Here is a 24,239-nt window from a genome sequence, read left to right on the forward strand (position 1 = left end):
GTAAATGTTTTCTGTGCCGTCATGGCCGGACTTGATCCGGCCATCCACGCCCGTTGGGCATGTGCTGCGTGGATGCTCGGGGCATGCCCGCGCATAACGCATTGCGCGCTCGTTCTGATCTCAGTCATAGGAGTGCCCCTCCCGCAGGCCGTGACGCACACGGTTGGCCACCGCGATGAATTCCGGCGTTTCCCGGATATCCAGCGTGCGGTCAGCCGGAAAATTGCAGTCAATGATGTCGTGGATGCGCCCCGGGCGCGGCGACATGACCACGATTCTGGTCGAAAGAAACACGGCCTCGGGAATGGAATGCGTGACGAAGACCACCGTCTTTTTCGTGCGCTCCCACAGCCGCAATAATTGCTCGTTGAGTTTGTCGCGGACAATCTCGTCCAGCGCGCCGAAGGGTTCGTCCATCAGCAGCAGATCGGGGTTGAAGGACAGAGCGCGGGCGATTGAGGCGCGCTGCTGCATTCCGCCCGAAAGCGCCCAGGGAAATTTGCGCTCAAAACCGGAAAGGCCGACAAGCTCAAGACCCTCCGTGATGCGCTTCTGCCGCTCGGCCTTGTCGATACCCATGATTTCAAGCGGCAGGCTGATATTGCCGCCAATGGTCCGCCAGGGATAAAGCGCCGCAGCCTGAAAGACATAGCCGTAGGCGCGGCTCATGCGCGCTTCGCCCGCACTTTTCCCGTTGACGCGCAACGTGCCGGATGTCGGCGTTTCCAGATCGGCGATCGCACGCAGCAAGGTCGTTTTGCCGCAGCCCGACGGGCCGATGAGCGAAACAAATTCACCACGGCTTATATCCAGATTGATGTCCGACAAGGCATGAACAGGACCGTCGCCCGTTTCATAAACGAGCGACAAGCCATTGATATGGATAACTTTTTCCATTAACGCGCGATCTTCTTCGGAGCGGTGTGCTGCTTGTAGGTGGCCAGAGCCTGCGCTGGCGCGGCGAATGGCGCGCGCGGGACGAATTTGCCCCGGCCGGGCTTGGCGCTGATCTTGCCCTCATGCCAGACTATCTCGCCGCGCGAGAGCGTCGTGACGGGCAGCCCCGTAACCTTGAACCCCTCGAACACGTTATAGTCAATTGCGGAGAACTGCGTCTTGGCCGAGATGGTTTTCGAGGCTTTCGGATCCCAGATGACGATATCGGCATCGGCGCCGACGGAAATCGAGCCCTTTTTCGGATAGAGGTTCAAAATCTGCGCAATATTGGTTGAAGTGACAGCGACAAATTCGTTCATTGTCAGCCGTCCGGTATTGACGCCGTGGGTCCAGAGCATCGGCATTCTGTCCTCAAGACCGCCGGTTCCGTTCGGAATCTTGGTGAAGTCATTCAGGCCGAAACGCTTTTGCTCGGTGGTGAAGGCGCAATGATCGGTTGCGACCACCTGCAGTGAACCGGCGCGCAGGCCGTTCCACAAATCATCCTGATGCTTCTTGTCGCGGAAGGGCGGCGACATGACGCGCCGGGCGGCGTGGTCCCAATCCTTGTTGTGATACTCGCTTTCATCGAGGGTCAGATGCTGGATCAGCGGTTCGCCATAGACACGCTGGCCAAGGCTGCGGGCGCGGCGGATCGCCTCATGCGCCTGAATCGAGCTTGTATGCACGATATAGACCGGTACGCCGGCCATATCCGCCAGCATGATCGCGCGGTTTGTGGCCTCTCCTTCCACTTCCGCCGGCCGCGAATAGGCATGGCCTTCCGGCCCGGTGATGCCTTGCTTCAGCAACTTGGCCTGCATGGTCGCCACCACATCTCCGTTCTCCGCATGAACGAGCGGCAATGCGCCAAGCTGCGCGCAATTCTGGAACGAGGCGAACATTTCCTCGTCATTGACCATCAATGCGCCCTTGTAGGCCATGAAATGCTTGAACGTGGTCACGCCCTTCTTCACCACCTCGGCCATCTGCGCCGGCACGGAGGCATCCCAGTAGGTGATGCACATGTGATAGGCATAGTCAGCCAGCGCTGTCGAGGAGCGGCGATCCCAGTCGGCCCAGGCATCCAGAAGCTTCTGGCCATGGCCGGGGATGCAGAAATCCACCACCATTGTCGTGCCGCCCGAAAGCGCAGCGCGTGTGCCGGTTTCATAATTGTCTGCGGTCGTGGTGCCCATGAACGGCATTTCGAGATGCGTATGCGGATCGATGCCGCCGGGCATGACATATTTGCCGGTGGCATCGATGACCTTGTCGCCCGAGAGCCCCTGACCTATAGCCGTGATGCTCTCGCCCTCGACCAGCACATCCGCTTTGAATGTATGCGTGGCGGTTACAATCGTTCCGTTTTTGATGACAATCGACATGACTCTCTCGCCTCTTCGATCAAGCGACAATTTCAGCTTTTTCCAGTACGGCATGCAAGAGCACATTCGTGCCTGCGGTTGCCCATTCCACGCTTATGTCTTCGGATTCGTTATGGCTGATGCCATCGACGCATGGCGTGAAAATCATTGAGGTTGGCGCGACGCGCGCAATATAGCACGCATCATGCCCCGCGCCGGAGACAATGTCGCGGTGTGAATAGCCGAGGTGATTTGCCGCGCGGCGTACGGCGGCGATACAGTCTTTATTGAATGCGACAGGCTTGTAATAGAAGACTTGCTTGGTTTCCTGTTCAAGCCCGATCTGGTCGCAGATGCGCTTGATGCCGCGTTTGAGGGCGCGATCCATCTTGGACAGGATCACATCCTCAGGGTGACGGAAATCCACCGTCATGAACACCGAGCCCGGTATGACGTTGCGCGAGCCGGGGTAGGGGGTCAGCATGCCCACCGTCGAGACGGCATGCGGGGCGTTTTTCAGGCCGATCTTGTTGACCAGTTCCACAATGCGGGCCGCGCCGAGCAAGGCATCGCGGCGGCGGGTCATTGGTGTCGAACCGGCATGGCTCTCGAACCCGGTGAGGTTGATCTCGTACCAGCGCTGTCCCTGCCCATGGGTGACAACACCGATATCCTTGTTTTCGGCTTCGAGAATCGGGCCCTGCTCGATGTGAAGTTCGAAGAACGCATGAATGGGCCGTCCGCCCACCGGCTCGGACCCCTTGTAGCCGATGCGCTCCAGTTCCGAACCGAGCGACTTGCCCTCGCTGTCGAGGCGGGAATAAGCAAAATCCTTCGTATATACCCCAGCAAATACGCCGGAAGAGACCATGGCCGGCGCATAGCGCGAGCCTTCCTCATTCGTCCAGTTGGCGATCTCGATCGGATGGCGGGTGCGCACCTTCATGTCGTTGAGAGAGCGCACCACCTCCAATGCGCCGAGAACGCCCAGCACGCCGTCGAATTTGCCGCCCGTCGGCTGAGTATCCAGATGGCTGCCCATCATCACCGGCGGCAGATTGTTGTCGGTTCCGGCGCGGCGGGCAAACATGTTGCCCATTTCATCGACGCTCACCGAACAGCCGGCGGCCTCGGCCCATCTTGTGAACAGCGCACGGCCTTCTTTGTCGAGATCTGTCAGGGTCAGGCGTTTGCAGCCGCCCTTCGGCGTGCCGCCGATCTTGGCCATTTCCATCAGCGAGTCCCAAAGCCTTTGCCCGTCGATGCGCAAATTGGAAAGATCAGCCATTGTTTTCTCCCGGAATTTGATATCGAAACGCTATGACGACTTGACCATTTGGTCAATTCTTGTTGTTGCTGAAAAAAGAGATTTTATCGTAGATTGTTAGGGGGCAATCCGCATAAAATTTGCTCAGAACCATTCTGCGCTCCCAGCCTTTCTGAAAGAACGTTCATTGACCTCGCAAACTCCCAGAAGCAGCATTCGCGCCGATAACGAGGCAGCCATTCTCGCCGCGGCCGAGTCGGTCTTTGCTGAATTTGGCTTCAAGGGCGCCACGACGGCGGAAATCGCCCGTCGCGCCAATGTGCCAAAGGCCAATCTGCATTATTATTTCTCAACCAAGGAAGCGCTTTACCGCGTGGTGCTGGAGCGGGTTCTTACCAAATGGCTGCAGGCCGCCGACCCGCTCGATGAGAACGAGGACCCGGCCCCGGCATTGGCCCGTTACATCGGCACCAAGATGGATCTCTCGCGCACCATGCCGCTGTCCAGCCAGATCTGGGCGTCCGAAATCATGCGCGGCGCGCCGGTCATTCAGGATTTTCTCGAAACCACTCTGGCCGAATGGGTCAAGTCGCACGAAACCGTCGTCCAGCGCTGGATCGCCGAGGAGAAGATCTATCCGCTTGACCCCCGCGTATTGTTCTACATGATCTGGGCCACAACCCAGCACTATGCTGATTTTGCGCCGCAGATCGTCTCGATCAATGGCGGAAAGCCTTTGTCGGATGCCCAGTTCGAGGCGGCAAAGGCGCAGGTGATAGAAATTATCGTTCGGGGGATTATCAAGCCTGCGCATTAAATGTGCGATCGGCTCAGGGGGCGCTTCTATGGTCTGGACAAGTCTGGTTACGCTTTTCGCGGTTGTCTACTATATCGCGGTCGGATTGCGCGTGGCGGCGGTACGCCGTCAGACGGGCATTCCAGCGCCGGCCATGTCGGGAAATCCGGAACTGGAGCGCGCGCTGCGGGTGCAGGGCAATGCGGTTGAATTCGCACCTGTGTTTTTTCCGGTGCTCTGGCTTGCCGCCTTTTGGACGAGCGATGCGCTCGCAGCGGGTCTTGGCCTCGTCTGGGTTGCTGGCCGCATTGTCTATGCCCGCGCCTATTGACAGGAAGCCGGCAGGCGCACCTTGGGCTTCATGATCCAGGTCACAGCCTCGGCCCTGCTCTTTCTGACGGCGCTGACCGGCATTGTCTTAAAGCTGGTGCACGGTTAGGGGCATATTCCTCATCCGTCATTGCGAGGAGGCGAAGCCGACGAAGCAATCCATTTTTTGGATCGCCTCGCTTCGCTCGCAATGACTAGAGACAGGTACCACCCTCATTCCGCCGCCTTGACGCTGGGGTTATTGGGGTGCGTCGTCCAGTTGGCATAGGGCCGGCCATAATCGAGGCCCGTGCGCGGATCCTTGCCGCTGGTTTTTGGCACCATGGTGATGCAATCCTGCACGGGGCAGACATTGGCGCAAAGGTTGCAGCCGACGCATTCCTCGTCGATCACCTCGAACTTGCGCGCGCCGTCGACAAGGCTTGTGATGGCCTGATGCGATGTATCCTCGCAGACGATATGGCAGCGCCCGCATTTGATGCACAGATCCTGATCGATCTGGGCCTTGACCACATAATTGAGGTTGAGGTTTTGCCAGTCGGTGGCGTTGCCCACAGCGCGTCCGCGGAAATCCTCGATGGAGGCATAGCCCTTTTCGTCCATCCACTGGCTCAGGCCGGTTTTCATTTCCTCGACAATTTTGAAGCCATAAGTCATGGCGGCGGTGCAGACCTGCGCCGTGCCTGCGGACATGGCCATGAATTCGGCAGCGTCGCGCCATGTTGTGATGCCGCCGATAGCCGAGATCGGCAGGCCCGCCGTCTGCGGATCGCGGGCAATTTCGGTCACCATGTTGAGCGCGATGGGCTTGACGGCGGGGCCGCAATAGCCGCCATGCGTGCCCTTGCCGTCAATATGCGGCGATGGGCACATGCGGTCGAGGTCAACGGTCATGATCGAATTGATCGTGTTGATGAGCGAGACGGCATCGGCACCGCCGCGTTTGGCTGCCCGCGCTGCATGGCGGATGTCGGTAATGTTAGGTGTCAGCTTGACAATGACCGGCATGCGCGAATGCTGCTTGCACCAGCGCGCAACCATCTCGACATAGTCCGGCACCTGACCAACGGCCGCGCCCATGCCGCGTTCGGACATGCCATGCGGACAGCCGAAATTCAGCTCTATTCCGTCGCAATCCGTCTCTTCGACACGCCTGAGGATTTTTTTCCAGGCCTCTTCCTCGCAGGGTACCATCAGCGAGACGACGAGGGCACGGTCCTTCCATTCACGCTTGACCTTCTTGATCTCCTGCAGGTTGATCTCCAGCGGGCGATCGGTGATCAGCTCGATATTGTTGAGACCGATAAGACGCCGGTCACCGGAATGAATCGCGCCATAGCGCGGGCCGGAGACATTGACCACCGGCGGGCCGTCCTCGCCCAGCGTTTTCCACACCACGCCGCCCCAGCCGGCCCTGAAGGCGCGAGTGACATTCACCTCGCGGTCGGTTGGCGGGGCCGAGGCCAGCCAGAAAGGGTTTGGCGATTTGATTCCAATGAAATTGCTGCGAAGATCGGCCATGTTCGTCTCCCAATATCTGCGGCGGGCCCCTCAGGCGCGCAAAAACCTGTCAATCGCGATGGCGGCGCGTTTGCCGTCTTCAACAGCGGAAACGGTGAGATCCTCGCCGGTCGCGGCGCAATCGCCGCCTGCCCAGACTCCTTTGACCGAGGTGGCGTGGGTTTCATCCACTGCGATCTTTCCGTCCTTGAGCGCCAGCAGCTTTGCTCCGCCGAAATCCTCCGACACCAGAACCTGCCCGATTGCGGTCAGCACCATATCGGCGGAGATGCGGAAGGTTTCATCCGTCTGAGTGAGCTTGCCCTTGACAAGGGCATTTTCGCAGAAAGTGACGCCGGTCACCGCACCATCCGAACCATGCAGCTTGACCGGGCTTGCCCAATGGCGGATCACGACGCCGCTGATCCGAGCGAGTTCCTGCTCATAAGCGCTCGCCTTCATCGCCTCAGGGCCGCGGCGGTAAACGAGTGTCACCTCCCGCGCGCCGAGCTTTTTGGCCTGAACGGCCGCATCGATCGCAGTCATTCCGCCACCGATGACAACAACGCGTTTGCCTACGGGCACTTTGACAAGATCGCTGGCCTGACGCAGGCGGCCGATGAAGGCTATGGCGTCCTCGACGCCGGAAAGCTTGTTTTCGCTGCGCAGCCCGAGTTTGTTGACCGAGGTCAGGCCAATCCCCAGAAATACCGCGTCATGGTCGCGCATCAGGCTTTTCAGCGTGAAATCCGTACCGAGCTTTCTGTTCGGATGGGCCTTGATACCGCCAATGCCAAGGACAAAATCCACTTCGCGCTGCGCGATATTGTTCGTGGCCTTGTAGGCGGCTATGCCGAATTCGTTAAGTCCACCCAGTTTGGGGCGCGCTTCGAACAGTGCGACATCGTGGCCAAGCACAGACAGCCGATGCGCACAGGCCAGACCAGCCGGGCCGGCCCCCACAACCGCGATTTTCTTGCCGCTTGCCGGCGCGCGGCTGTAGGGATGACTCTGGGTCGATTCCGCCTTTTCCAGCGCCGCATCCGTGGCGTGGCGCTGCAGCAGGCCGATCTTCACCGGCTTGCCTTCTGCGGCCTCGCGCACGCAGGCTTCCTCGCAGAGTGTTTCTGTCGGGCAGACACGGGCGCACATGCTGCCCATGATATTGGAATCGAATATGGTCTGCGCGGCGCCCAGATCATTGCCCGTTGAAATCTGGCGGATGAAAAGCGGGATGTCGATGCCGGTGGGGCAGGCCTTCTGGCAGGGCGCATCAAAGCAGAAATAGCAGCGGTCGGCTTCGACAAAGGCCTCATGCCGGTCAAGCGGCGGGTGAATGTCGGCAAAGCCTTTCGCATATTCGTCCGGCGTGAGCCGCCCCGCCTTCACTTCCATCCCCGTCATGGCACACCTCGCAGCTTGAGTGGCAGATATCCTGACCATTTGGTCAAGTTCCGCATGGAGCCGGTCTTTTGTCAAGCCTCGTGCATCGGCCGAAGTGCATGAAAAATTGGCTTTTTGCCTTAATTTTTGATGTTGCGGCGCACCATTCGCATTGGCCTGCGAGAATATTCCGGTCGACGCTTGATCTTGCGGGGTTTCAATGGAATATTTGTTCTGCACATGGCGAAAAAAAGTTATAAAAATTCCAAAATGAGAAGACTTGCATGCCCGAGGGTGAATCCGCAGCCGACGTATCCGCTTCGCAGGCTGTCCCCCGCGATTTCGAGGGCCTGAAAAACCTGCTGATCGCCGAACAGGAGCGGCTGCCCAAACGTCTGCGCCAGGCGGCGGCATTCGCCGTCGATCATCCGGATGAAATGGCCTTCGGTTCCGCCGCCAGCATTGCCGAGCGCGCGGAGGTGCAGCCTTCGACGCTGGTTCGGCTGGCGCAGGCCATAGGCTATTCGGGCTTTTCCGATCTGCAGGATGTGTTTCGCTCGCGGCTGCGCGATCGCTGGCCCGATTATCCGGACCGCCTGCAGGCTATCCATGGTTCAAGCGCCAGCGCGAGCCATCCCGAGCGACTGCTGGCCGGATTTATCGATTCGGCCCAGAGTTCGCTGGCCCGCCTACGGGAGACCATGTCCGCTGAAACATTGAACGAAGCCGTCAAGATGCTTGCCGGCGCCGAAACGATTTATCTCCTCGGACAGCGGCGCGCATTTCCTGTGACAGCCTATCTGGCCTATGCTTTTGGCAAGCTTGATGTGCGCGTGGTGCTGATTGACAATCTCGCGAGTCTCGGGCCGGAACAAACCCGCTTTGCCGGGCCGAAGGATGCGCTTCTGGCCATCAGCTTCAAGCCCTATACCAGCTTCACCATTGATGCCGCGCAGGAAATGGCGGCGCGCGGCGTTCCGGTTGTCGCGGTCACCGACAGTGCCTTTTCGCCGCTCACCTCGGCAGCCAATATCTGGTTTGAAGTGATCGAAAGCGACTTTGGCGCGTTCCGGTCCATGGCAGCAACCTTCAGTCTCGCCATGGCGCTGGCCGTATCCGTTGCCGAGCGGCGCACCAAGAAGCGCAAAGGCCGCTAGGACGTCGCGGGCAGCGCCCGCGCCGCTTTTTGCAGCATGTTCTGGCCGGCCAGCCCGGCGATAACGATGTGAATACCCATAATCCAGACATAAAGCGCGCCGGGGCCGAAAAACTCCATCAGGCTCGAGGCCGCCATCGGTCCGATGATCGCGCCCACGCAATAGAGAAACAGAATCGAAGCCGTGGCCATGAAGGCATGTTCAGTGCCGCAATGATCCACCGAATAGGCCGAAATCACGTAATAGAGCGGCATCATCATCGCGCCGAGCAGGAAATAATGTCCGTAAAGCACGATGGGCGGCGTCGATGGGCCGAACCACGCCAGCAGGCCGTTGCCTGAGGCGGCGAGAACAGCCAGCACCAGCAGCACCCTGCGCCGGTCCTGCGAATCGCTCCAGTGTCCGGCGGGAACCTGCGCCAGAGCTGCGCCCAAAGTCACCGCCGTCCCGATATTGCCGATATCTTCGGCACTAAGCCCGATCTGCGAGCCATAAACCGGATTGAGCGACCAGAAGGCCCCGCTGGACAGGCCGATCAGCCCGGCGCAGAAGAACGACAGCGGCGCGGCTCTCAGAAACCAGACAAGATTAAGCTTGGGCTGGCGCGGGCGCGGCGGCTCTGTCAGACGGTTGAGCGAGACCGTCGCGGAGGCCAGTGCAATCAGGCCCGCCGCCATCAGAAACAATGTGGCCGAGGACGGATCGCCATGCGCGAATATCTGGCTGCCCGAGGCCCATGCGGCATATTGGACGGTGCTGCCCATGGCAAGCATCCGCGCCCGTCCGCGCCCTTCAGAGGCGGCATTGAGCCAGCTTTCCAGCACCGAATAGAGCGAGGCCAGCGAAAAGCCGATGATTGTGCGGCACACAATCCAGCTGATCGGTGAGATCAGCAGCGGCAGGCAGATGCAGGCAACTGCGCCCAGACTGACAGCGAAGGCAAAGGCCCGCATGGCGCCGAAACGGTGAATCAGCATGGGAATGATAAAGGCCCCGCCAAGCATTCCGGCAAAATAGCCCGAACCAAATTGCGCGATATGCTGCGCGCTGATGCCTTCAAGATGGGCGCGGTAAGGGATCAGCACGGCGAGGATGCCATTGCCGGTCACAAGAAAATAGGCCGCAGCCAGAATAGGCAGGAAAAGCCAGCGCGAGGATGGAGGAACCATGCTGCATAATGCGATAAATTGCGGGCTTGGAAAGTATCCCGCAAAAAATATCTCATCAACAAATTCGATACTCTGGCCGAAAAACGGATGACGTCAGATGCTTGGCGTGGCTTCGCGCTGCGGGTAGGATTTTTTCGACAAGGGAGATCACAACGTGAGCGACATTCAGCCAGAAATTTCCGAAACCGGCCCCGAAGGCCGTCGCGGCCGTCGTGGCCGCGCCGAGCGCGCCGCCGCCACCGAGGCGGCGAGCCACGTGGCTGGCGCTCATCCGCAGCCGCGCCGTCCCTATGCGCCGGTTCCGGCCGTCTCCGCCGATGAACTCGAAGCCATTCATCAGGCCTCGCTCACCGTGCTGCAGGAAATCGGCATGGATTTTCTGCACGACGAGGCAAAGGCCATGCTGCGGGCGGCGGGAGCGGATGTCGATCCCAATTCCGATCGCGTGCGCTTCGACAAGGCTCTGGTGGAAAGCATGATCGGCCATGCGCCGAAACAGTTCACGCTTCATGCGCGGAATCCGGCCCGCAATATGATCATCGGCGGCGATTATGTCGCCTTCTGTTCGGTTGGCAGCGCGCCGAATTCCGCCGACCGCGACCACGGCCGCCGTCCCGGCAATCATGCAGATTATCAGAATTTCATGCGTCTGGGCCAAAGCCTCGACATGATACATGTCTGGGGCGGATATCCTGTCGAGCCAGCGGACATACATGCTTCGGTTCGTCATCTTGATGCGCTCTACGACATGCTCACACTGACGGACAAGCCGATCCATGCTTATTCGCTGGGCAAGCAGCGCAATCTCGATGCGCTGGAAATGGTGAAGCTGGCGCGCGGCATCGATGATGCAACTCTGGATCGCGAACCCTCGGTCTTCACCATCATCAATTCGTCTTCGCCGTTGCGTCTCGATACGCCGATGCTGGAAGGCATCATCCAGATGGCGCGGCGCAATCAGCCGGTGGTGCTCACGCCGTTCACGCTGGCCGGGGCTATGGCGCCGGTGACGGTGGTGGGCGCGGTGGCTCAGCAGAACGCCGAGGCGCTTGCCGGGCTCGTGTTCCACCAGACGGTGAACAAGGGCGCGCCCTTCGTCTACGGTGGCTTTACCTCCAACGTCGACATGAAAACCGGCGCTCCGGCCTTTGGCACGCCGGAATATATGAAATCGGCGCTGCTGGGCGGCCAGCTCGCCCGCCGCTACGGCCTGCCGTATCGTTCGTCCAACACCTGTGCCGCCAATACTCTGGATGCGCAGGCGGCTTATGAAAGCGTGTTTTCTCTCTGGGGCGCGATCATGGGCGGCGTCAATCTGCTCATGCATGGCGCAGGCTGGATGGAGGGCGGGCTGCACGCCTCGTTTGAAAAAATGGTGCTTGATGCCGATCTGCTCGGCATGGTGGCTGAATTCCTCAACCCGCTCAAGGTCGACGAGGGTTCTCTGGCGCTCGATGCCATGCGCGAAGTCGGACCCGGCGGGCATTATTTTGGCGCGGAACATACCAAGGCGCGATACCGCAATGCATTCTTCGCGCCGATGGTGTCGGACTGGCGCAATTACGAGACATGGGAAGAGGCTGGCAGCCCCACTGCCTATGATGCCACGAACCGCCTTTATAAGGCGAGGCTCGCAGCTTATCATGAGCCGCCGATGGATGAGCAGGCCAGAGCGGCTCTGAGCGAATTCGTCGCCCGCCGCAAGGCCGAGGGCGGTGTCGCAACGGATTTTTGAACGCGCGGGCGCCTCTCCCTCGGGAGAGGGTTGGCGTGAGGAGCAAGGCAAGCGCGGGGACAGGATCGCAAAAAGGGCGAGGATCTCATGACAACCACCGGTTCCTGCCTTTGCGGCGGCGTCAGATTCCAGGTTTCTGGCCCGCTGCGCGATATCATCGCCTGCCATTGCAGCCAATGCCGCAAGACCTCAGGCAATTTTGTCGCTGCTGCCAGCACCCCCGCCGCCAACCTGCATTTTGCGACCAGCGAAACCCTGCGCTGGTATCGCTCCTCGCCAGCGGCAGAGCGGGGCTTTTGCGGCACATGCGGCGGCAATCTTTTCTGGCGTCGTGTTGACGGCGATGCAATCAGCATCATGGCCGGGGCGCTTGATCCGCCCACCGGCCTGCGCATCGCGCAACATATTTTCGTCGCGGATAAGTCTGATTTCTATGAGCTTTTCGACGATGCAGAGAAGCTTGACCAATGGTGAGGTTCGATTCAAGGGTTGACTTTTCAGGCTAAACCTCGATTTATATAAGGATATAAAGAAAGGTTTATACGTGCTTCAACAGCTTCTTGCCCAAAAACCCTATCTGCTGGCCGACGGCGCGACCGGCACCAATCTGTTCGAGCGCGGGCTACAGTCCGGCGATGCGCCTGAGCTGTGGAATGTCGATCAGCCTGAAAAGATCAAAGGTCTGCACAAGGACTTCGTCGATGCGGGGGCGGATATCATCCTCACCAATACGTTTGGTTGCAACGCGCGCCGCCTGATGCTGCATAAGGCCGAGGCGCGGGTGCACGAACTGAATGTCGCCGGCGCGCGCCTTGCGCGGGAGGTGGCCGACGCTGCTGGCCGCGCGGTTGTTGTGGCAGGCTCTGTCGGGCCGACAGGGGATCTGCTGGCGCCGCTTGGCCCGCTCACCGAGGAAGAGGCCATCGCCGTCTTTGCTGAACAGATGAAAGGGCTCAAGGATGGCGGCGCCGATGTCGCATGGATCGAAACCATGTCCTCGCTCGACGAAATCCGCGCTGCCGCAAAAGCGGCCATTTCCGTGGGTCTGCCCTATACGGTCACCGCAAGTTTTGATACGGCGGGGCGTACAATGATGGGCGTCACACCGGCCAGCCTAGCCAATTTCGTCGCGGAGCTTGATCCGCCGCCGCTGGCTGTGGGTGCCAATTGCGGTGTCGGAGCCAGCGATCTTGTCAATTCCATCTCGCAGATGAGCGAGGCGCAGCCGTCCATCAACGTCATCGCCAAGGCCAATGCGGGCATTCCGCAATGGCATGGCAGCCATATTCACTATTCCGGCACGCCGGAACTGATGCATGAATATGCGGCTCTGGCGCTCGATGCAGGCGCGCGGATTGTTGGCGGCTGCTGCGGCAATTCGCCGAAGCATCTGGCTGCGATGCGTGACGCGCTCGATCATTATGCGCGGCATGAGCGTCCGAGCCTTGAGCAGATTGTCGAGAAACTCGGGCCGCTGACCTCGCCGCCGTCCACGCCCTCGGAAGGCGGCGGGCGGGCGCGTCGCGACGGCAAAAGGCGCTAGGCGGAGCGCGGGGGGCAGGCCTCCCGCGAACAGCCCTTCGCGGCTTCAGTACATCTTGTCTTCCATGCTGGCTTTCTTGCGCTCTACGAAGTCACGTAGGGCCTCGTCGATGCCCGGGTCGATGGCGGGCGCTTCATATTCAGCAAGGGATTTTTTCCATGCGGCATTGGCGCGCTGGGCTGCATCCAGCGAGCCTTCGGCCTGCCATTGCTCGACGGAATTGTTGTCGGCCAGCGAAGAACGATAGAAGGCCGTTTCAAAATTGGCCTGCGTATGGGCGCAGCCAAGGAAATGCCCGCCGGGCTCGACCTGGCTGAAGGCCTCCATGCCCTGGCCGTTTTCCGACATGTCCACGCCCTTTGCCATGACATGCATCGCGCCAAGCTGGTCGAAATCGAGCATGAACTTTTCATAGGATGCGGAAAGGCCGCCCTCGATCCATCCGGCGGCATGCAGCACGAAATTTGTTCCGGCGAGCAGGGTCGGAATCAGCGTCTGGGCGCTTTCATAGGCGGCCTGTGCGTCGGGCAGCTTGGACGCGCAGAGCGAACCGCCGGAGCGGAACGGCATTTTCATGCGGCGGGCAAGCTGTGCCGCGCCATAAATGGCGAGGCTGGCCTCCGGCGTTCCGAAGGTCGGCGCGCCGGACTGCATGGAGAGCGTCGAGACGAAAGTACCGAAAATGACCGGCGCGCCGGGGCGAACGAGCTGGCAGAACGAGGTTCCGGCCAGCACTTCCGCCAGCACCTGTGTCAGGGTTCCGGCCACGGTCACCGGGCTCATGGCGCCGGCAAGAATGAACGGCGTGATGATGCAGGCCTGATTGTTGGCCGCGTAGACATCCGCTGCCGCCAGCATCGTGTTGTCCCAGACCATCGGCGAATTGGCGTTGATCAGGCTCGTGCAGACTGTGTTCTGCTGAATGAACTCCTCGCCGAACAGGATCTTGCACATGTCCACCGTGTCCTGCGCGCGCTCGGGCGCTGTCACCGAGCCCATGAACGGCTTGTCGGAGAGCCGCATATGCGCATAAACCATTTCAAGATGGCGCTTGTTCACCGGCAGGTCGACAGGCTCGCACACCGTACCGCCCGAATGATGAACGAAGGGGGACGAATAGGCGAGCTTCACGAAATTCTGGAAGTCTTCCAGCGTGCCATAGCGGCGGCCTTTGTCGATGTCATGCACGAAGGGCGAACCGTAATTGGGCGCAAAAACAGTGGCATTGCCGCCGATCTGCACATTTCGCTCAGAATTGCGCGCATGCTGTATATATTGCGAGGGCACGGTCGAGATCAGCTTTTTGGCCAGGCCGCGCGGGAAGCGCACCCGCTCGCCCTTTATGTCGGCGCCGGCATCCTTGAGCAATTTCAACGCACGCGGATAATCACGGAATTCGATGCCCACCTGTTCGAGCAGCGTCTCGGCATTATACTCGATGATGGCCAGCGACTCTTCTGAAAGCACCTCCATCAGCGGCAGATTGCGCGAAATGTAGGGAATGGACATGCCCGAACGGGCGGAACGCGCGGAACGTCGGGCTTCACGGCCGCGACGGGCCTCCGGGGCCTTGGTGTCATCCGGTTTCGTCAATTGGTCTGTCATCGCGGCCTCCCAGAAGTTCAGATGACTTTGGATACCATTCCACACCTTCGGCGTCTGACGTAGACAGACAGGTCAATGTCGTTTCATGTTGCATGATGTCGCAAATCAGGTGCAATCATATTACAGGTTCACAGGGAAGAAATCATATGAAAAGCGAGGCGCGTGTCGTTGTTGTAGGGGGTGGCGTTGTCGGCGTGTCAACGCTGTATCATCTTGCCAAGAAGGGCTGGAGCGATGTCGTTCTGGTCGAGCGCAAGGAACTCACCTCAGGTTCCACCTGGCATGCCGCCGGGCTGCTGCCGCTTTTCAACCTGTCCTATTCGGTTGGCCAGATCCATAAATATTCGGTTGCACTGTACAAGACATTGGAAGCCGAAACAGGCCAGCCTGTGGGCCTTAAGCAGGTTTCCAACATTCGCCTCGCCCGCACCAAGGACCGCTGGGACGAATATATGTATTATAAAGGCGTGGCAGAGACGATCGGCGTCAATGTCAAGATTCTGACGCCCGAGGAAGTCAAGGAAGTCTGGCCGCTCTGCAATACGGAAGGTCTGCTTGGTGCGATCCAGCATGTCGATGACGGCTATATCCAGCCGGCTGATCTCACGCAGGCCTTCGCCAAGGGGGCGCGTGCGCGCGGTGCCGAAATTTACCGCAACACGACAGTGACGGCGATCGAGCGCGTGGGCGACAAGTGGGTGGTGAAAACCGACAAGGGCGATATCACCTGCGAGCATGTCGTATCCTGCACCGGCAATTTCGCCCGCAAGACCGGCCAGATGGTCGGCCTCGATATTCCGGTCATACCCGTCGAGCATCAGTATATCGTCACGGAACCGCATCCCGAGATCGTCAAGCGCAAGGCTGCAGGGCTTCCCGAAATGGGCGTGCTGCGCGAGTCCGATTCAAGCTGGTACATGCGCGAGGAAAATGGCGGCCTGCTGCTCGGGCCTTACGAGAAGGGCGCGCCCGCTTGTTATGTCGACGGGCCGAGCGATCAGTCGGAATATGAGCTGTTTCAGGAGGACCTTGACCGTCTTGCCCCGCATATCGAAACCGCGATCGAGCGTGTTCCCGCCTTCGGCGAAGTCGGCATCAAGAAGGTTTACAACGGCGCTATCGCCTATACGCCGGATGGTTCGCCCATCGTCGGTCCGGCCTGGGACGTACCCAATTTCTGGCTGAACGAAGGCCATTCCTTCGGTATCACCGCCGCTGGCGGTGCAGGCTGGCAGCTTGCCGAATGGATCGTCGAAGGCGAGCCTTCCGTCGACATGATGGGCGTCGATCCGCGTCGTTTCGGCCCCTATGCTTCGCGCGGCTACCTCAAGATCAAGAATGAGGAAGCCTATGATTCCGTCTTCACCATCCATTATCCGGATGAGGAACGCGCCGCCGGACGTCCGCTGAAGACTGCACCGTGCTATGACCGCATGAAGGCTCTGGGCGCAGTTTTTGGTTCGGTCTATGGCTGGGAGCGTCCCAACTGGTTTGCGCCTGCCGGTTATTCGCTCAGCGAAGCCGATCTGGCTAAGCCCGATGTGCTGCTCAACGAAAATCACCACAAGGTCAAGAACGGCGAGCCGATCCGCGAGAAATACAGTTTCCGCCGTTCCAATTATTTTGAGCATGTCGGCAATGAGGTCAGCCATACGCACGATAAGGTCGGCCTGCAGGACATGTCGGCCTTCGCCAAATATCAGGTGACCGGGCCGGGAGCCGAGCGCTGGCTCGATTCCATTCTTGCCAACAAGATGCCAAAGCAGGGCAGGGTTGCGCTCTGCCATCTGCTGACCAGATTTGGCGGCGTGCGTTCGGAATTCACCGTTTATCGCATGGGGCCAAACTCATTTTATCTCGTCGGTGCAGGCGCGCTGGAGCGTCACGACTGGGATTATCTGCAAAAGCTTGCGCCCAAGGACGGCTCGGTGCAATTGCAGCGCGTAACCCAGATGTATGGCGTTCTGGTGCTGGCCGGGCCGCAATCGCGTGCTTTGCTGCAAAAACTCACGGATACCGATCTCTCCAACGCCGCTTTCCCCTGGCTTTCCGGCAAGACCATTTCGGTGGGCTGCGCATCGGCGCTCTGCCTGAGGGTCAATTTCGTCGGGGAACTGGGTTTTGAGCTGCATCACCCCATCGAAATGCAGAACACGATCTTCGACCTGCTGATGGATGCGGGCAAGGAATTCGGCCTCAAGCCTTATGGCATCCGCGCCATGATGGCGATGGCGCTGGAAAAGTCCTACCGTCTGGTGGGACGCGAAATGTCCATTGAATACAGCGCCTTCGAGTCAGGGCTTGATCGCTTCGTGCATCCGAACAAGGGTGATTTTCTTGGCCGTGACGCGCTGGTGGCGCGCCGGGCCAAGGGCGAGGCCAACCGCTTCGTCACTATGGAGGTGCACGGCATCACCGATGTCGATTGCCGAGGTTCCGAGCCGATCAGGTTCAAGGGCGCAAATGTGGGGCGCGTGACATCCGGCGGCTATGGCTGGCGTGTCGGCAAGTCGCTGGCGCTTGGCATGGTGCGGCCTGATCTGGGCGAATTGGGGCAGGAGCTTGAAATCACCATTCTGGGCAAAGGCTACACGGCCAGCATCATTGCCGAGTCGCCCTTTGATCCGAATAATCTGGCATTGAGGGCATGATATAAAGATTTGTTTATATCTTTATTGCCTCTTGCGATGCAAACTGCTAGTCAGCATCGCAAAAGGCGATAGGTCTATCGGCAATTGACGCACGAAATTCTGGATGTGCGTGTTAGTCTGGGTATCAAGCGCTTTGCGCGTAACTTCGAGGGAGCATCAGCACATGGCTGACGATGAATTGGATCTGAATTCCTTATCCGATGAGGATCTTGTCGCGCAGATGCACGACGACCTTTATGACGGCCTGAAGGAAGAAATTGAGGATGGGGTCAATATCCTTCTGAAGCGCAACTGGACGCCCTATGACATCCTCACGCAGGCGCTGGTCGAAGGCATGCGTATTGTCGGCATCGATTTCCGCGACGGCATTCTCTTTGTTCCGGAAGTGCTGATGTCCGCCAATGCCATGAAGGCCGGCATGTCGATCCTGCGGCCGCTGCTGGCTGAGACCGGTGCACCCAAAATCGGCAAGATGGTGATCGGCACCGTCAAGGGCGACATTCATGATATCGGCAAGAACCTTGTCTGCATGATGATGGAAGGCGCCGGCTTTGAGGTTGTTGATTTAGGCATCAACAATCCGGTCGAGAAATATCTCGAGGCGATCGAGCAGCACCAACCGGAAATTCTGGGCATGTCGGCCCTGCTCACCACCACAATGCCCTATATGAAGGTCGTGATCGACACTTTGAAAGAAAAGGGTATGCGCAACGATCACATCGTGCTGGTTGGCGGCGCTCCTCTCAATGAGAGTTTCGCCAATGCTGTGGGCGCTGACGCCTATTGCCGCGATGCGGCGGTGACGGTGGAAATTGCCAAGTCGCTGCTCTCAAAGCGTCAGGGCTCCGTTCACGCGGGCTGATGCAAGGCTGGTGGCAAATGACGCTCATCCCAACCCTCTCCCAGTGGGAGAGGGAAGTTGCCCGCTTAATTCTCTCTGCTCTTGGGAGAGGGTTCGGGTGAGAGGGCGAGGCATTTTCATTCTGAGCCTGCGCAAGCGCGTGGAACCTTCACCCTGAGATTGTCGAAGGGTAAAAGAGCTTAATTCAACCGAGGAAGCAATCATTCATGTCATCGCTCGTTCCGGACATTGAGGAAAGCGTGGAGGCGGCTGCCAAAGCCGGAGCGTCGACGCTTGTCATTGCCTGCGGGGCGCTGGCGCGTGAGCTGTTGGCCGTAATCGAATTGAATGCGCTCACCCATATTTCTGTGACGTGCCTGCCCGCGATCCTGCACAACCGGCCCGAAAAAATAACCGAGGCAGTGCGAGCCAAGATCCGCGCCAACCGGGATAAATTCGAGCGCATTCTCTGTCTGTATGGCGATTGCGGCACCGGCGGCGCCCTCGACGAAATGCTGAAGGAGGAAGGCATTGAGCGTATCGAAGGTGCGCATTGCTATGCTTTCTATGCCGGCCTGCCGGAGTTTGACGCGCTGATGGACGAAGAAATCGGTTCGTTTTTTCTCACGGACTATCTTGCACGCTTTTTTGATCGCCTGATCATGGACGGCATGGGCCTCAACAAGCACCCTGAGCTCAGGGACATGGTGTTCGGCCATTACAAGCGGATCGTCTATCTCGCGCAAAGCGATGATCCGGTTTTGCTGGCGGCGGCGCAGGCGGCTGCCGATAAACTTGGTCTGGAACTGGTCGTGCGCAGGACCGGCTATGGACTCATTCCCAAATTTTTGGAGAAGGCTGCCTGACATGGCGACACTTCAGATTCTGTACTGGCGCGATATTCCGGCGCAAGTGGTGGCGAAAGCTGGCCGCACCAATGCAAAGCGCGAGCTTTCCGCCCGCTTTCAGGAGGCTATCGATATGGCCGCCATGCGGGGCGGGGCGGCGGCCACTGACGATTATCTGGCCGAATGGCGGCGCGGCGAGCCGACAGAGTGCGGCGGCGATCTCGAAGCCGAGGTTGAGGCCGCGGTGCAGCGCATCGAGGCGGAATATACGCGCGAGCGGCTGGTGGCTCTGGCCAAGGCGGGCGGCAAGGAGAACTAGTCCGCCCGGCCATCTGGCCGCAGAAGAATATATCAAATGTGTGCTGATGCGTGATCTGGACATTTCAAGCAAGAGAGTGAAACCATGCGTGTTCCACCTGCCTTTGAACCACCCGGTAAGCCACCTCGTCGGCGTGGCAGCAGGGCTTTGCGCTTCTGGAGCATCCGCCATGCGCGGCTGATGGAAACCGCCTATGGCAAACTGGAGAAATTCCTCATCCGCATTGCGCCCGTTCTGGAAAAGATCGGCTGGGAGCGGCTCGAGCGTCCGGTTGCGGCTGTTGAAAGCGTGATCAAGGGAGCATTGTTCGATTGCCGCATGTGCGGGCAATGCGCGCTTTCTTCCACCGGCATGTCCTGTCCGATGAATTGCCCCAAGGGACTGCGCAACGGCCCCTGCGGCGGCGTGCGCGACAATGGCAATTGCGAGGTTTATCCGGAAATGCCCTGTGTCTGGGTCAAGGCTTTCGAGGGCAGCCGGCTGATGCGGCAGGGCGATGCCATTGCAGTTGAATTGCCGCCCATCGACCATCGCCTCAAGGGGCGTTCCACCTGGCTTGCCGTGGCACGGGAAAGCCGTACGGATGCGGAGGTCAGGGCATGAACGGCCTGCTGCACCCCGACGATGTCGGCCCGACCCCCGAAGCGCCGTTGCGGGAACTGCCCGGCCATACCTCGCGCGGCCGGCTGGAGCGTGTCCTGCGGCGCGGCGAATTTGCTGTCACCGCCGAACTGAATCCGCCAGACTCTGCCGATCCGATGGATGTGCATGACCGCGTCGCGCCATTCGAGGGCTGGGTTGACGCCATCAACGCCACCGACGGTTCGGGCGCGCATTGCCATATGTCGAGCGTCGCCATCTGCGCGCTGCTGACCCGCATGGGCTATTCGCCGGTGTTGCAGATTTCCTGCCGCGATTACAACCGTATCGCCATTCAGGGCAATGTGCTGGGTGCTGCGGCGCTGGGCGTGGCCAACGTCCTGTGCCTGACGGGCGACGGCGTGCAGTGCGGCGATCATCCGCAGGCCAAGCCGGTGTTTGATCTCGACTCAACCTCGCTGCTGGAAACCATCCGCACCATGCGCGACGAAAGCCATTTTCTGTCGGGCCGCAAGATCACGACGCCGCCGCGGATGTTTCTTGGCGCGGCGGAAAATCCCTTCGTGCCGCCGCAGGAATTCCGCGCAACCCGCCTGGCCAAGAAGATCGCGTCCGGGGCGCAGTTCATCCAGACGCAATATTGCTTTGACATGGACATGCTCAGGAATTTCATGACGCAGGTCCGCGATATGGGGCTCGATGAAAAATGCTTCGTGCTGGTTGGTGTCGGCCCCATCGCTTCCGCCAGGACTGCAAAATGGATGCGCGCCAATGTCGCCGGGGTGCATATTCCCGACAGCGTGATTGCCCGGCTGGAAGGCGCGCAGAACCAGAAGCAGGAAGGCAAGAACATCTGCATCGAAATAATCCAGCAATTGCGCGAGGTGAAGGGCGTGTCCGGCGTGCATGTGATGGCTTACCGGCAGGAAGAACTGGTGGCGGATATCGTCCATGCATCCGGCGTGCTGAAAGGCCGCACACCCTGGCGGCGCGATCTGGTTGCCTCGACCCAAACAATTGAACATATCGAACAGGCAGGAGCATAAGAAAAATGGTCGATACCATCATTACATCCGACAAACAGAAAGTGGTGATCGGCTATGAGCGCCGCTTTGTCATGATCGGCGAGCGCATCAATCCTACGGGCCGGAAGATTATGGCCGAGGAAATGGCCCGTGGCGATTATACCCGGGTGCTTTCCGACGCTCTGGCACAGGTGGCGGCGGGCGCGCAGATGCTCGATGTCAATGCCGGTATTCCGCTGGCCGACGAACCGCGCATTCTCGCCGAATGCATCAAGCTCGTGCAGGACAATGTCGATGTGCCCTTGTCTATCGATTCCTCGATTGTCGAAGCACTCGAAGCGGGCATCGCCGCCTACAAGGGCAAGCCGCTGTTGAATTCCGTCACCGGCGAGGAAGAGCGTCTGGAGCGTGTGCTGCCGCTGGTTAAGAAATATAATTGCGCGGTGGTTGCCATTTCCAACGATGAAACCGGCATCTCCGAGGACCCCGATGTGCGCTTTGCCGTTGCCAAGAAGATTGTCGAACGCGCAGCCGATTTTGGCATTCCGCGCGAGGATATCGTTGTTGACCCGCTGGTGATGCCGGTGGGCGCGCTCAATGATGCGGGCCGCCAGTTGATACGCCTGCTGCGCCGTCTGCGTGAGGAATTGCAGGTTAACACCACCTGCGGCGCATCGAACTTTTCGTTCGGCCTGCCGAACCGGCGTGGCCTGAATGCCGCCTTCCTGCCGATGATGATCGGCGCGGGCATGACCTCGGCCATCATGAATCCGCTTCATCCTGAAGATATGCAGGCCATTCTTGGCGCGGATGTGGTGATGGGCAATGACCCGAATTGCGGCGCATGGATCAAGAAATTCCGCGAGCCTGCTCCTGAAGGGTCGGCCGAGGCCGAAGGCCGTGGCCGCCGTGAGGGCCGCCGCCGCGCAAGGGAGTGAGGGCTTATTGTCATTGCGAGCGTTAGCCGCACCATTTACCGTCATTGCGAGCAAAGCGAAGCAATCCATTAGAACATGTGAAATCTGGATTGCTTCGCTGACGCTCGCAATGACGAATTCTCTCCTCACCTTATGTGTCCCTGTCTCTCTCCCCTTTCGAGAGAGTTAAGGTGAGGGAAAAGATCAACAAGCGAGTTTGATGTGACCAGAACCCACGCCATATTCTTTGCTCCGTCCGGAAAACGCTCCCATGTCGAGGAAGGCACGTCCGTGCTTGAAGCGGCGCGCAAGCTGGGCGTGGATCTTGATTCCGTCTGTGGCGGGCGCGGCATTTGCGGACGCTGCCAGATCAGCATTGTAGATGGCGTGAACAGCAAGCTGGATATTGCCTCGGCACCGGATCATGTCTCGCCTTGGAACGCCGTGGAAGAGCGCTACACATCCAAGCGCGGGGCTTTGGCCGAGGGGCGGCGTCTGGGCTGTCAGGCGAAAATCTGCGGCGATGTGCTGATCGATGTTCCCCCGGACAGTCAGGTACACCGGCAGGTGGTGCGCAAGCGCGCGGAGGCACACCCCATTTCCATCGATCCGGTGGTCAAGCTCTATCTTGTCGATGTCGCAGAGCCGGATATGCATGATCCGTCTTCGGATTTCCGCCGCTTGCAGGACGCGCTGGAGCGGCAGTGGGGTCTTTCCGGGCTGGGCGCGCCGGTGCAGGTGCTCTCCGGATTGCAGAAGACCCTGCGCGCCGGCCAATGGCAGGTGACGGCTGCGGTGCGAGGGCGTGACATTGTCGCGATTTATCCGGGTTATAAGGAAAAAGCCTATGGTGTCGCCGTAGATATCGGCTCGACGACAATTGCCGCCCATCTGTGTGATCTGGCGAACGGCGATGTTCTGGCGTCCAGCGGCTTGATGAACCCGCAGATCCGCTTCGGTGAGGATCTCATGAGCCGCGTGTCTTATGTCATGATGAATCCCGGCGGCGAGAAGGACCTGACCAGCGCCGTGCGCGAGGCTTTGCAAAGCCTGCTGGTGGAAGTTGCGCGCGAGGCCGGAGTGGAGCTTGGCGAGATTGTCGAACTCACCTTCGCAGGCAATCCGATCATGCATCATCTGGCGCTTGGCCTTGATCCGACGGAGCTTGGCGGCGCGCCATTCGCGCTGACCATTGATGCCGGCTACAATGTACCCGCCCGTGACATCGGTCTTGTCGTCGCGCCGGGAGCATTCGCTTATTTCCTGCCCTGCATTGCCGGGCATGTCGGCGCGGATACGGCGGGCGTGGTGCTCTCCGAGGGCCCGTATTTGTCGGAGGAAATCCGTCTTATCGTCGATGTCGGCACCAATGCCGAGATCGTGCTGGGCAACAAGCAGCGCCTGCTCGCCTGTTCATCGCCCACCGGACCGGCTTTCGAGGGCGCGCAGATATCCGGCGGCCAGCGTGCGGCGCCGGGCGCGATCGAACGCGTGCGCATCGACCGCACGACTTTCGAGCCCAAATTCAAGATCATCGGCAGCGACCTGTGGTCGGATGAGCCGGGCTTTGCCGAAGCCAGTGAAAATACCGGCGTCACCGGCATCTGCGGCTCCGGCATCATCGAGGTGGTGGCGGAACTGGTTATTGCCGGGCTGGTTCGTCCCGATGGCATTGTCGACGGCACCAAGATGGACAAGACGGCGCGCCTGATCAGCGATGGCCGCACCTTTTCCTATGTGATTCAGGAAGCCGAACCGCGGATTGTGGTAACTCAGGCCGATATCCGCGCCATTCAGCTCGCCAAGGCTGCGCTTTATGCCGGAATCAAGCTGCTGATGGATCATTACGGCACGGCCACGGTGGATCGCATTACTCTGGCCGGGGCATTCGGCAGCCATATTGACACTAAATATGCTATTGCGCTGGGCCTGCTGCCGGATTGTGATCTGGAAAAGGTGACCTCGGCCGGCAATGCCGCAGGAACCGGCGCGCGCATTGCGCTGCTCAATTCCGCCTCGCGCACCGAGATCGGCGAAGTGGTTCGTCATATCGAGAAGATAGAAACAGCGCTTGAGCCGGCGTTTCAGGCGCATTTTGTCGACGCCATGGCTATACCGCATAAATCCGACCCGTTCGTGCATCTCGAGGCGGCGCTGGGACATGTATTCTCGCGCGAAATCTCTGCCGGTGTGCAGGAGGGCGGGCGCGGGCGACGCGGCGACAGGCGTCGGGCCGGGGTTTAGGCGGTC

21 protein-coding genes are annotated in these 24,239 nt (G+C 59.6%); 14 read left to right on the forward strand and 7 right to left on the reverse strand.

Annotated features, from left to right (window positions below):
* Positions 1–120: 120 nt before the first annotated feature.
* Genes AC0N03_RS02565 through AC0N03_RS02575 form a run of 3 tightly spaced genes read right to left on the reverse strand, consistent with a single transcriptional unit; the run spans position 121 to position 3,591 of the window.
* A complete protein-coding gene (locus tag AC0N03_RS02565) occupies positions 121–897 on the reverse strand; it encodes an ABC transporter ATP-binding protein (protein ID WP_474286884.1) in 777 nt (258 codons plus the stop codon).
* Positions 897–2,324, reverse strand: coding sequence for a dihydropyrimidinase (gene hydA, locus AC0N03_RS02570; protein WP_474286885.1), 1,428 nt, complete (start codon positions 2,322–2,324; stop codon positions 897–899). The genes AC0N03_RS02565 and hydA overlap by 1 nt, the downstream gene beginning before the upstream one ends.
* 19 nt (positions 2,325–2,343) lie before the next feature.
* A complete protein-coding gene (locus AC0N03_RS02575; RefSeq protein WP_474286886.1) occupies positions 2,344–3,591 on the reverse strand; it encodes an allantoate amidohydrolase in 1,248 nt (415 codons plus the stop codon).
* Between the two features lie 166 nt (positions 3,592–3,757).
* Here AC0N03_RS02575 and AC0N03_RS02580 point away from each other — a divergent pair, with 166 nt between their 5' ends.
* Both AC0N03_RS02580 and AC0N03_RS02585 read left to right on the forward strand, forming a co-directional pair.
* Complete coding sequence (locus tag AC0N03_RS02580) at positions 3,758–4,387, forward strand: TetR family transcriptional regulator C-terminal domain-containing protein (protein ID WP_474286887.1); 630 nt, start codon at positions 3,758–3,760, stop codon at positions 4,385–4,387.
* Between the two features lie 28 nt (positions 4,388–4,415).
* Entirely contained in the window at positions 4,416–4,697 is a 282-nt protein-coding gene (locus AC0N03_RS02585; protein WP_474286888.1) for an MAPEG family protein, read from the forward strand.
* A 212-nt stretch (positions 4,698–4,909) separates the two neighbouring features.
* Here AC0N03_RS02585 and preA read toward each other — a convergent pair whose 3' ends face one another.
* Together preA and AC0N03_RS02595 are read right to left on the reverse strand one after the other, a co-directional pair.
* Entirely contained in the window at positions 4,910–6,217 is a 1,308-nt protein-coding gene (gene preA / locus AC0N03_RS02590; protein WP_474286889.1) for an NAD-dependent dihydropyrimidine dehydrogenase subunit PreA, read from the reverse strand.
* A 30-nt stretch (positions 6,218–6,247) separates the two neighbouring features.
* The gene (locus tag AC0N03_RS02595) at positions 6,248–7,600 is read right to left on the reverse strand and encodes an NAD(P)-dependent oxidoreductase (protein WP_474286890.1); all 1,353 of its coding nucleotides are present in this window, start codon (positions 7,598–7,600) and stop codon (positions 6,248–6,250) included.
* A 263-nt stretch (positions 7,601–7,863) separates the two neighbouring features.
* Between AC0N03_RS02595 and AC0N03_RS02600 the strand changes: the two genes are divergently transcribed.
* Entirely contained in the window at positions 7,864–8,736 is an 873-nt protein-coding gene (locus AC0N03_RS02600) for a MurR/RpiR family transcriptional regulator (protein ID WP_474286892.1), read from the forward strand.
* Here the strand turns inward: AC0N03_RS02600 and AC0N03_RS02605 are convergent.
* A complete protein-coding gene (locus AC0N03_RS02605) occupies positions 8,733–9,905 on the reverse strand; it encodes an MFS transporter (protein WP_474286893.1) in 1,173 nt (390 codons plus the stop codon). The two genes, AC0N03_RS02600 and AC0N03_RS02605, sit on opposite strands and share 4 nt — an antisense overlap.
* A gap of 154 nt (positions 9,906–10,059) precedes the next feature.
* Between AC0N03_RS02605 and AC0N03_RS02610 the strand changes: the two genes are divergently transcribed.
* From AC0N03_RS02610 to bmt, 3 genes are all read left to right on the forward strand, one after another.
* Positions 10,060–11,640: a trimethylamine methyltransferase family protein gene (locus AC0N03_RS02610; protein WP_474286894.1), complete on the forward strand. Its 1,581-nt coding sequence runs from the start codon at positions 10,060–10,062 to the stop codon at positions 11,638–11,640.
* Between the two features lie 87 nt (positions 11,641–11,727).
* Positions 11,728–12,114, forward strand: coding sequence for a GFA family protein (locus AC0N03_RS02615; RefSeq protein WP_474286895.1), 387 nt, complete (start codon positions 11,728–11,730; stop codon positions 12,112–12,114).
* Between the two features lie 52 nt (positions 12,115–12,166).
* Positions 12,167–13,183: a betaine--homocysteine S-methyltransferase gene (gene bmt, locus AC0N03_RS02620; RefSeq protein WP_474287213.1), complete on the forward strand. Its 1,017-nt coding sequence runs from the start codon at positions 12,167–12,169 to the stop codon at positions 13,181–13,183.
* 45 nt (positions 13,184–13,228) lie between these two features.
* On the opposite strand, the gene AC0N03_RS02625 is transcribed toward bmt, so the two are convergent.
* Complete coding sequence (locus AC0N03_RS02625; protein ID WP_474286896.1) at positions 13,229–14,788, reverse strand: trimethylamine methyltransferase family protein; 1,560 nt, start codon at positions 14,786–14,788, stop codon at positions 13,229–13,231.
* 146 nt (positions 14,789–14,934) lie between these two features.
* Here AC0N03_RS02625 and AC0N03_RS02630 point away from each other — a divergent pair, with 146 nt between their 5' ends.
* From AC0N03_RS02630 to AC0N03_RS02665, 8 genes are all read left to right on the forward strand, one after another.
* Entirely contained in the window at positions 14,935–17,439 is a 2,505-nt protein-coding gene (locus tag AC0N03_RS02630; RefSeq protein ID WP_474286897.1) for a GcvT family protein, read from the forward strand.
* A 163-nt stretch (positions 17,440–17,602) separates the two neighbouring features.
* Positions 17,603–18,301, forward strand: coding sequence for a corrinoid protein (locus AC0N03_RS02635; RefSeq protein ID WP_474286898.1), 699 nt, complete (start codon positions 17,603–17,605; stop codon positions 18,299–18,301).
* A gap of 206 nt (positions 18,302–18,507) precedes the next feature.
* Positions 18,508–19,146 (forward strand): DUF1638 domain-containing protein, encoded by a 639-nt coding sequence (locus AC0N03_RS02640; RefSeq protein WP_474286899.1) that lies wholly within the window; start codon positions 18,508–18,510, stop codon positions 19,144–19,146.
* Position 19,147: 1 nt separating this feature from the next.
* Positions 19,148–19,447, forward strand: a complete 300-nt coding sequence (locus tag AC0N03_RS02645; protein ID WP_474286901.1) for a virulence factor — start codon at positions 19,148–19,150, stop codon at positions 19,445–19,447.
* An 84-nt stretch (positions 19,448–19,531) separates the two neighbouring features.
* Positions 19,532–20,050: a methylenetetrahydrofolate reductase C-terminal domain-containing protein gene (locus tag AC0N03_RS02650; RefSeq protein ID WP_474286902.1), complete on the forward strand. Its 519-nt coding sequence runs from the start codon at positions 19,532–19,534 to the stop codon at positions 20,048–20,050.
* The gene (locus AC0N03_RS02655) at positions 20,047–21,093 is read left to right on the forward strand and encodes a methylenetetrahydrofolate reductase (protein WP_474286903.1); all 1,047 of its coding nucleotides are present in this window, start codon (positions 20,047–20,049) and stop codon (positions 21,091–21,093) included. The genes AC0N03_RS02650 and AC0N03_RS02655 overlap by 4 nt, the downstream gene beginning before the upstream one ends.
* Before the next feature lie 5 nt (positions 21,094–21,098).
* Positions 21,099–22,010: a dihydropteroate synthase gene (locus tag AC0N03_RS02660; RefSeq protein ID WP_474286904.1), complete on the forward strand. Its 912-nt coding sequence runs from the start codon at positions 21,099–21,101 to the stop codon at positions 22,008–22,010.
* Between the two features lie 201 nt (positions 22,011–22,211).
* Complete coding sequence (locus AC0N03_RS02665) at positions 22,212–24,233, forward strand: ASKHA domain-containing protein (RefSeq protein ID WP_474286905.1); 2,022 nt, start codon at positions 22,212–22,214, stop codon at positions 24,231–24,233.
* Positions 24,234–24,239: the final 6 nt, after the last annotated feature.

This window comes from Methylocystis sp. sgz306128 (genome assembly GCF_056032725.1).

Coding starts and splice junctions, on each gene's coding strand:
- AC0N03_RS02615 (WP_474286895.1), top strand. CDS start 11,728: ATGACAACCACCGGTTCCTGCCTTTGCGGCGGCGTCAGATTCCAGGTT.
- AC0N03_RS02595 (WP_474286890.1), bottom strand. CDS start 7,600: ATGACGGGGATGGAAGTGAAGGCGGGGCGGCTCACGCCGGACGAATAT.
- AC0N03_RS02625 (WP_474286896.1), bottom strand. CDS start 14,788: ATGACAGACCAATTGACGAAACCGGATGACACCAAGGCCCCGGAGGCC.
- AC0N03_RS02655 (WP_474286903.1), top strand. CDS start 20,047: ATGAACGGCCTGCTGCACCCCGACGATGTCGGCCCGACCCCCGAAGCG.
- preA (WP_474286889.1), bottom strand. CDS start 6,217: ATGGCCGATCTTCGCAGCAATTTCATTGGAATCAAATCGCCAAACCCT.
- AC0N03_RS02650 (WP_474286902.1), top strand. CDS start 19,532: ATGCGTGTTCCACCTGCCTTTGAACCACCCGGTAAGCCACCTCGTCGG.
- AC0N03_RS02630 (WP_474286897.1), top strand. CDS start 14,935: ATGAAAAGCGAGGCGCGTGTCGTTGTTGTAGGGGGTGGCGTTGTCGGC.
- AC0N03_RS02585 (WP_474286888.1), top strand. CDS start 4,416: ATGGTCTGGACAAGTCTGGTTACGCTTTTCGCGGTTGTCTACTATATC.
- hydA (WP_474286885.1), bottom strand. CDS start 2,324: ATGTCGATTGTCATCAAAAACGGAACGATTGTAACCGCCACGCATACA.
- AC0N03_RS02645 (WP_474286901.1), top strand. CDS start 19,148: ATGGCGACACTTCAGATTCTGTACTGGCGCGATATTCCGGCGCAAGTG.
- AC0N03_RS02575 (WP_474286886.1), bottom strand. CDS start 3,591: ATGGCTGATCTTTCCAATTTGCGCATCGACGGGCAAAGGCTTTGGGAC.
- AC0N03_RS02565 (WP_474286884.1), bottom strand. CDS start 897: ATGGAAAAAGTTATCCATATCAATGGCTTGTCGCTCGTTTATGAAACG.
- AC0N03_RS02605 (WP_474286893.1), bottom strand. CDS start 9,905: ATGGTTCCTCCATCCTCGCGCTGGCTTTTCCTGCCTATTCTGGCTGCG.
- AC0N03_RS02635 (WP_474286898.1), top strand. CDS start 17,603: ATGGCTGACGATGAATTGGATCTGAATTCCTTATCCGATGAGGATCTT.
- AC0N03_RS02640 (WP_474286899.1), top strand. CDS start 18,508: ATGTCATCGCTCGTTCCGGACATTGAGGAAAGCGTGGAGGCGGCTGCC.
- AC0N03_RS02600 (WP_474286892.1), top strand. CDS start 7,864: ATGCCCGAGGGTGAATCCGCAGCCGACGTATCCGCTTCGCAGGCTGTC.
- AC0N03_RS02660 (WP_474286904.1), top strand. CDS start 21,099: ATGGTCGATACCATCATTACATCCGACAAACAGAAAGTGGTGATCGGC.